The organism is Kutzneria sp. 744, from assembly GCF_000568255.1.
Lineage (GTDB): Bacteria > Actinomycetota > Actinomycetes > Mycobacteriales > Pseudonocardiaceae > Kutzneria.
Genome location: NZ_KK037166.1, coordinates 8081726 through 8087137, shown reverse-complemented (window position 1 = coordinate 8087137; position 5412 = coordinate 8081726). Strand labels below are relative to the sequence as shown.

6 protein-coding genes are annotated in these 5412 nt (G+C 72.2%); 3 read left to right on the top strand and 3 right to left on the bottom strand.

What is annotated here, in order from left to right:
- Positions 1–39 precede the first annotated feature (39 nt).
- A complete protein-coding gene (locus tag KUTG_RS37250) occupies positions 40–1722 on the bottom strand; it encodes a DUF885 domain-containing protein (protein ID WP_043723605.1) in 1683 nt (560 codons plus the stop codon).
- A gap of 92 nt (positions 1723–1814) precedes the next feature.
- Here KUTG_RS37250 and KUTG_RS37245 point away from each other — a divergent pair, with 92 nt between their 5' ends.
- Entirely contained in the window at positions 1815–2495 is a 681-nt protein-coding gene (locus KUTG_RS37245; RefSeq protein WP_198047432.1) for a DUF3153 domain-containing protein, read from the top strand.
- 96 nt (positions 2496–2591) lie between these two features.
- On the opposite strand, the gene KUTG_RS37240 is transcribed toward KUTG_RS37245, so the two are convergent.
- Together KUTG_RS37240 and KUTG_RS37235 are read right to left on the bottom strand one after the other, a co-directional pair.
- Positions 2592–2945 (bottom strand): hypothetical protein, encoded by a 354-nt coding sequence (locus KUTG_RS37240; protein ID WP_157495031.1) that lies wholly within the window; start codon positions 2943–2945, stop codon positions 2592–2594.
- 233 nt (positions 2946–3178) lie between these two features.
- Positions 3179–4063, bottom strand: a complete 885-nt coding sequence (locus KUTG_RS37235) for a methylenetetrahydrofolate reductase (RefSeq protein ID WP_043723601.1) — start codon at positions 4061–4063, stop codon at positions 3179–3181.
- Between the two features lie 157 nt (positions 4064–4220).
- Here KUTG_RS37235 and KUTG_RS37230 point away from each other — a divergent pair, with 157 nt between their 5' ends.
- On the top strand, positions 4221–5306 hold the full coding sequence (locus KUTG_RS37230) for a polyprenyl synthetase family protein (protein ID WP_043731942.1): 1086 nt from the start codon (positions 4221–4223) through the stop codon (positions 5304–5306).
- Between the two features lies 1 nt (position 5307).
- The coding region (locus KUTG_RS64305; protein ID WP_043723598.1) for an FAD-binding protein at positions 5308–5412 on the top strand (105 nt) is incomplete at its 3' end.

Sequence of the window (5412 nt, the reverse complement as noted above, 5' to 3'; positions counted from 1 at the left end):
GAGGGTAAGGCGTCCTTCCCTGCATAAAGGGAGGGTGGCTCAGATCTGGGTGAGGCGGTCGCGGAGGGTGTCCAGGCCCATGGAGCCCATCTCCAGCGCCTGCTTGTGGAACGCCTTGAGGTCGAAGGCGTCGCCGTGGCGGGCGCGGGCCTCGTCGCGGGCGGCCAGCCACAGGCGCTCGCCGAGCTTGTACGACGGGGCCTGCCCGGGCCAGCCCAGGTAGCGGTCGATCTCGTCGCGCACGTGGGCCGGGTCGGTGATGGTCCGGGTCAGCATGAACTCCAGGCCCAGCTCGGGCGTCCAGCGCTCGCCCTCGTGGAAGCCGGTGCCGGCCGGGATCTCCAGCTCCAGGTGCATGCCCAGGTCGATGATGACGCGGGCGGCCCGGAACAGGTGGCCGTCGAGCATGCCCAGCAGGTCGCCGTCGTCGTCGAGGTAGCCCAGCTCGCGCACCAGCCGCTCGGCGTACAGGGCCCAGCCCTCGCCGTGCCCGGAGACCCAGCACATGAGGCGCTGGAACCGGTTGAGCTGGTCGGCCCGGTAGACCGCGGTGGCGATCTGGAGGTGATGGCCGGGCACGCCCTCGTGGTAGACGGTGGTGGTCTCGCGCCAGGTCGAGAACTCCTCACGATCGGCCGGCACCGACCACCACATCGCGCCCGGGCGGCTGAAGTCGTCGGTCGGGCCGATGTAGTACGCGCCGACGCCGCCGCCGGGGGGCGCGATCCTGCAGTCCAGCTGCATCAGCGGGTCGGGGATGTCGAAGTGCACGCCCCGCATGTCGGCCAGGGCCTTGTCGGACAGCCGCTGCATCCAGTCACGCAGCTCGGCCTGGCCCCGCAGCTGGTAGCGCGGGTCGGCGTCGAGCAGGGCGGCGGCCTCGGCCAGCGTGGACCCGCGACGGATGCGGCCGGCGACCTCCTTCATCTCCGCCTCGATGCGGGAGAACTCGGCCCAGCCCCACTCGTACGCCTCCTGGAGGTCGAGGCGGGCGCCGGTGAAGTAGCGGGAGTTGAGCCGGTAGACGTCCTCGCCGACGGCGTCCTTGGCCGGCGCCTTCGGCGCGAGTTCCGCACGCAGGAAGGCGGCCAGGTCGGCGTAGCCCTGGGCGGCGGCCTTGGCGCCGGCCTCCAGGCGGGTGCGCAGCGTGTCGTCGACGCCTTCGGCGTTGGCGATCATCGCGCCGAAGAAGGAGGATCCGCCGCTCAGGCCGGCCCAGGTGTCGCACTGCTCGGCGACGCGGGTGACCTGGCGCAGCGCCGACACGACGCCGCGGTCGGCGGCCTTGGCCAGCGAGGCCCGCAGCCCGGCCAGCGCCTCGGGCACCTTGGTCAGGCGGGTGGCGATGGTCGCCCACTGCTCGGGGGTCTCGGTCGGCATGAGGTCGAACAGCTGGCGCAGGTCCTGCACCGGGCTGGCGATCACGTTGAGCGAGGACAGGTCCAGCCCGGCGTCGTGGAACTCCTGGGACAGGCCGTTGCGCTCCAGGAACACGGCCTTGGCCGCCCGCTCGGAGTCGTCGGCGGGCTCGGCCGCGCCGATCTCACGCAGGGCGCGGGCGGTCAGCTCGGCCCGGCTCTCGTGTCCCTCGGGCGAATAGTCCGTCAGCTCCTCGTCGTACCCCGTGATGCCGAGGTGGGTCGCCGCGTTCGGGTCAAGTGCGGCGTAGTCCGCGACGAAGTCGTCGCTCAGCTGATGCACGCCTCGTGGGGTGGATGACATGCCCGGCACGCTACCGGGCCACCCCGACGCTCCCGTAGCTCCTTCGGGCGGTGATGCGCCGTGAAGGCCGTGCCTGCTGGCAGGATGACCCGGTGCTGTCGAGGCTTGTGGCCAGGCCGTCGCGCCGGATCGTCGGGCTGACGCTCGCGTTCACGGCCGCCGCGGCGATGTTGTCGGGCTGTGTCCGCGCCCGCGCCGACCTGACCGTGTCCGGGGACTTCAAGGTGTCGGGCACCATGGTGGCCGCCACCGTGCCGACCTCGCCCGCCGATCACGGCCCGCAGCTGTCGATCCCGTCCGATCTCGGCGAGGACGTGGTGCTCCAGCCGTACGCCGCGGACGGCTACGTCGGCACCCAGCTGTCGTTCAGCAACATGGAGTTCGACCAGTTCACCGCGCTGGTCGGCGGGTCGAGCGCGGCCAGCGGCAACTACCAGCTGCTGCTGCGGCGGGTCGGCGACCTCGTCTACTTCACAGGCTCGGTCGACCTGCGCACGGTGCCGGCCGACCACGCGGACGTGCAGCTGCGCATCACCTTCCCGGCCGATGTGACCAGCTCGACGGGGACGGTCGACGAGGACACGGTGACGTGGACGCCGCGGCCGGGGTCGATCACGTCGCTGTCGGCGACGTCGGATCTGTCCACGCTGGCCACCGCGGCCTGGATGCGCTGGAGCGTGCTGGTGGCCGCGCTGCTGATCGGCACGGTGGGCGTGATCAGCGTGCTGGCCCTGCGGGCCCACCGCCGCAGCCTGCGGGTCCGCCGGCGCTGAGCCGGGCCCTGAAGCACCGAGGCCGACCGGCAGACACCGACGGGCACACGAAAACGGGCGCGCCCAGTGGGCGCGCCCCGTTTCTCGTCGACCTGATCAGCCGGCGGTGTTCGAGCTGTTGTCGGCGTTGGAGCCGAGGTACTCGAGGTAGCTGCTGATCGGCAGCGTGTTGCCCGCGATCTGGACCGGCAGGTAGTCGGACTCCTGCAGGTCGCCACCGCCACCCAGCACGTTGGAGGCGTTGGTGTGGCTCGCGCCGTCGCCGTCCACGTACTCCTCGGAGGAGACCGGCACGTGGTTGTCCACGATCTGGATCGGCACGTAGTGCGTGACCTGGGTGTCCCCGCCGTCGTGCAGGACCAGGTCGTTCGGGGCGTCCGCGAACGCCGGCGAGCCGACGATCATCAGACCGGCCGCGACGCCAGCGATCATTCCGGCTTTCTTCAGCACGGACTCCACACTCCTTGAGTTGCACCGCTTCTTCATGAAGACACCGCACCGGCGAAAAAACGCCGAAGCCGTGCAGGCGAGGAAACTACCGCCATTCGGAGCAACTTCGCCGTGTGACGACCCCATTGAGTGACAGTTCGATCGCACGGCGTGTCGCGCGCTGACCAGCCGTGACACCGGGCAAAGGGGCGTGCGGGGCGTCACCCGGCCGAACGATCATGGCGAAGGCAGCGTCAGGCTCGGGCCGGCAGCAGCCCCAGCCGTTCCACCACTTCCGTCGTCGCCTTGGACCTGTTGAACGTGTAGAAGTGCACGCCCGGCACGCCCTCGTCGATGAGCCGCTGGGCCAGGTCGGTCACCACCTCGATGCCGGCGGCGCGGAAGGCCTTCGGGTCGTCGGCGTACGGGTCGAGGCGCTTGGCGACGGACGGCGGCACGGGGGCGCCGGACAGCTCGACGGTCTTGTTCAGCGTCCGGACCGTGGTCAACGGCAGGATCCCGGGCAGCAGCGGGGCGTCGCAGCCACGGGCGGCCAGGCGGTCGCGCAGCCGGAGGAAGTCCTCGGCCTCGAAGAACAGCTGGGCGATGGCGAAGCCGGCCCCGGCCCGGAACTTGCGGACCAGGTTCTCGGTGTCGGCGTCGAGGTCGGTGGAGCGCGGATGCCCGTACGGGAAGGCCGCGACCCCGACGCAGAAGTCGCCGAGCTGCTTGACCAGGGTGACGAGCTCCTCGGCGTAGGTCAGGCCCTGCGGGTGCCGGGTCCACTCCCCGTTGGGGTCGCCGGGCGGGTCGCCGCGCACGGCGAGGATGTTGCGCACGCCGACGGCGGCGTACCAGCCGATGACGTTGCGCAGCTCGGCCACGGAGTGGTCGATGGCCGTCAGGTGTGCCATCGGCAACAGCGACGTCTCCTGCACCACACGACCGGTGGTCCGGATAGTCCGGTCCCGGCTGGATCCGCCGGCCCCGTAGGTGACCGACATGAAGGCCGGTTCGAGCCCCTCCAGCTGCCTGATCGCGAGCCAAAGCCGCTGCTCATCGGCCGCGTCGCGGGGTGGGAAGAACTCCACCGAGAACACCGGGTCCGGCCCGCCCAGCCGCTCCACCACGGACGTCATGAGCCAAGGTTACGGCGGGCAACCTCCGAGTGGAGCCGGCGGCCGGGCCACGTACTGTTGGCGTGCACGCGTTGGGCGCACGACGGAGGTTGGCATGAGCAAGCCGGGCATTCTGGCCGAGCTTTGGCCGGACCAGCCCAGCGACGACCTCACGGCGTTGCACCCCTGCGACACGGGCTTCCTCGGCCTGGTGGAGCGGTCGCTGACCGACTACCTCAACCGCCGCCGCACCGAGGCCGCGCTGGTGGACGAGAACTTCGCCGTGGCGGTGGACGCGCTGGCCGACTTCGTGCTGGGCGGCGGCAAGCGGATCCGGCCGACGTTCGCCTGGTGGGGCTGGCGCGGCGCGGGCGGCGACCCGCGCGGCGCGGACACCGGCGCCGTGGTGATGGCGGTCAGCGCGCTGGAGCTGATCCAGGCGTGCGCGCTCGTGCATGACGATCTGATGGACGCCTCGGCCGTGCGCCGGGGCTCGCCGACCGTGCACGTGGCCTTCGCCGACCTGCACGTCCGTGAGCGCTGGGCCGGCACGGCCGAGCGGTTCGGGCAGGCGTCGGCGGTGCTGCTGGGGGACCTGGCGCTGGCTTGGGCCGACGACATGCTGCGCGAGTCCGGCCTCGGCACGGGCCAGCTGAACCGCGCGCTGGAGCCGTGGCGGGCGATGCGCACGGAGATGCTCGCCGGGCAGTACCTGGATGTGCTGACGCAGGCCCACGCCGACGAGTCGGCCGAGGCGGCGCTGCGCGTGGACCGGCTCAAGACCGCCGCCTACACGGTGGAGCGGCCGCTGCACCTCGGCGCCGTGCTGGCCGGGGCGGGCGACGGGCTGATCCAGGGGCTGCGGCAGTTCGGCGTGGACATCGGCCTGGCCTTCCAGCTGCGGGACGACCTGCTGGGCGTGTTCGGCGACCCGGCCGTCACGGGCAAGCCGGCGGGCGACGACCTGCGTGAGGGCAAGCGGACGCTGCTGGTGTCGCTGGGCCTGCGGCACGCGGAGGAGCAGCGCCGGTTCGACGACGCCGCCCGGCTGCGGTCGGCGATCGGCCGGCCGGACCTGGACGAGCCGGCGGTGGACGTGGTGCGCTCGCTGCTGGTGGACCTGGGCGCCGTGGCCGCCGTGGAGGCCCGCATCGACGAGCTGCGCGACCGCGCCCTGGCGACGCTGGCCGCGACGCCGGTGGCCGAGCCGGCCGCGTCGGAGCTCGCGCGCCTGGCGGTCGCCGCGACCCGCCGCAACCACTGACATGAAGGCCATCAAGGGGCGGTCGGACCACGTCGTCGTGGTCGGGGCCGGGCTGGCCGGGCTCTCCACGGCGCTGCACCTGCTCGGCTCGGGTCGGCAGGTGACG

Bases quoted from the DNA above. Each gene is read 5' to 3' on its own strand.
- KUTG_RS37250 (WP_043723605.1), bottom strand. From the start codon at position 1,722: ATGTCATCCACCCCACGAGGCGTGCATCAGCTGAGCGACGACTTCGTC.
- KUTG_RS37235 (WP_043723601.1), bottom strand. From the start codon at position 4,063: ATGACGTCCGTGGTGGAGCGGCTGGGCGGGCCGGACCCGGTGTTCTCG.